The sequence below is a fragment of the Rhodoferax sp. RT5P35 genome (assembly GCF_056521385.1).
The window spans coordinates 1-1,745 of record NZ_JBWMAX010000029.1 but is presented as its reverse complement, the minus strand read 5'-3'; the positions used below and the strand labels follow the sequence as shown (position 1 = coordinate 1,745).

2 protein-coding genes and 1 pseudogene are annotated in these 1,745 nt (G+C 67.2%); all 3 read left to right on the top strand.

From position 1 onward, the window contains the following. The first annotated feature begins 2 nt into the window (after window positions 1-2). The gene (gene lspA, locus AC097L_RS23130) at window positions 3-449 is read left to right on the top strand and encodes a signal peptidase II (protein WP_479589092.1); all 447 of its coding nucleotides are present in this window, start codon (window positions 3-5) and stop codon (window positions 447-449) included. A gap of 70 nt (window positions 450-519) precedes the next feature. Beyond that, complete coding sequence (locus AC097L_RS23125; RefSeq protein WP_479589091.1) at window positions 520-1,176, top strand: response regulator transcription factor; 657 nt, start codon at window positions 520-522, stop codon at window positions 1,174-1,176. Further along, window positions 1,173-1,745: pseudogene (locus tag AC097L_RS23120) on the top strand (hypothetical protein); the annotation flags it as partial. The gene AC097L_RS23125 and the pseudogene AC097L_RS23120, both read left to right, overlap by 4 nt.

Genomic DNA, 1,745 nt, shown 5'->3' with positions numbered 1-1,745 from the left:
GCCTGGCGCTGATCATTTTGATCGCCGACCAATTCACCAAAGTGCTGATCATGGGCTACTACCAGCTCGGCGACAGCACCTATGTCACCAGCTTCTTCAACATCGTGCGGGCCCACAACACCGGCGCGGCGTTCTCGTTTCTGGCGGGTGCGGGCGGCTGGCAGCGCTGGTTCTTTACCGGCATCGGGGTAGTGGCGGCGGTGTTCATCATTTACATGCTGCGCGCACACGCCGGGCAAAAGCTGTTCTCGTTTGCCATGGCCAGCATTCTGGGTGGCGCGATCGGCAACGTGGTGGACCGGATGCTGCACGGCTACGTGGTGGACTTTCTGGACTTCCACTGGCGCGGCATGCACTTTGCCGCCTTTAACGTGGCCGACGCGGCCATCACCATCGGCGCGATCAGCCTGATTCTGGACGAGCTGCTGCGGGTCAAGCGCGGCAAGTAGACCAAGGGTATCGGAGGGGTGCCTTTAGTCACTTCCCTCCCGCACGGTGCCGGCCTAAGATGCCTGCACCATGGAAGCCGCCACCGCATCCAACCGCCCCACCGGCATGCTGGTGGTGGACGACCATGGCCTGGTGCGGCTGGGCTTGCGCAGCCTGATCCAGTCGTTTGCCGCCGCCGGGGGCCGCAGCGTGGCGGTGTTCGAGGCCGCCAGCCTGGCCGAGGCTCTGGCGCTGTATGCGGCGCAGCAGGCGCTGATCGGCCTGGTGCTGATGGACCTGCACCTACCCGACGCGCATGGCCTGTCGGGTCTGCGCAGCTTTAGGGAGCGCTTCCCTACCGCGCGGGTGGTGGTGGTGTCGGGCGACAGCGATCCGGCGCTGCAGCGCGAGGCGCTGGCCCAGGGTGCCAGTGCCTACCTGACCAAATCCGGCGACTTGCACCACGTGGTGCAGTACCTGCGCAGCCTGGAGCACGCCAACGACACCCGCGCGCCCTCCAGCTTGCCCGGCACGGCCACCCGCGTGGTCTGCAAAGCGGGCGGCGAACCACTGCAGTTGAGCGTGCGCCAGGCCCAGATACTCGACTGGGTGCTGGCCGGCCTGTCCAACCAGCAAATCGCAGAGCAGGCGCGCCTGGGCGAGGGCACGGTGAAAAACCACGTCTCGGCCCTGTTGCTGCTGTTTGAGGTGCGCTCCCGGGCCCAGCTGATCAGCCAGTTGCGATGACCCCGGCCCAGCCCGCCCCGGACATCGCCCAGCGCGTGCTGCGCGAACAGGTGGCCCTGCTGTACGCCAACACCGGAATGGCCTTTTCGACCGACATCGTGCTGGCCTGGGCCACCGGGGCCGTTTTTTACTGGCAACTGCGCAACCCACTGGTGTGGGCCTGGCTGGGGCTGCACTTGCTGCAAAACCTGCGCTATCCGCTGCTGTGGGCCTACCACCGCGACCCGCAGGCGCGCCAACGCAGCGCTTTCTGGGCCCGGCGGCAGTGCCTGGGGCTGCTGCTCTACGGCAGCGTATGGGGCCTGGCACCCTGGCTGCTGCTGCCCGCCGACAACCTGCCCATGACGGTCTTGCTGATGCTGCTGATGATGGGCTTGACGAACTCCTGCATCGCCGCCGTGGCCCCGCTGTGGGCCAGCATGCCCTGTTTGCTGCTGCCCATGGCGCTGGGCCTGTCGACCCGCAGCCTGCCCCGGCCACTGCAGTTAGAGGGCGCGTCGTTGCAGGCACTGCGCGACGAGGTGCGCAGCGAAGTCGCGCTGGACCTGCTGCGCCGCACCGACTGGCCG

Bases quoted from the DNA above. Each gene is read 5' to 3' on its own strand.
- AC097L_RS23125 (WP_479589091.1), top strand. From the start codon at position 520: ATGGAAGCCGCCACCGCATCCAACCGCCCCACCGGCATGCTGGTGGTG.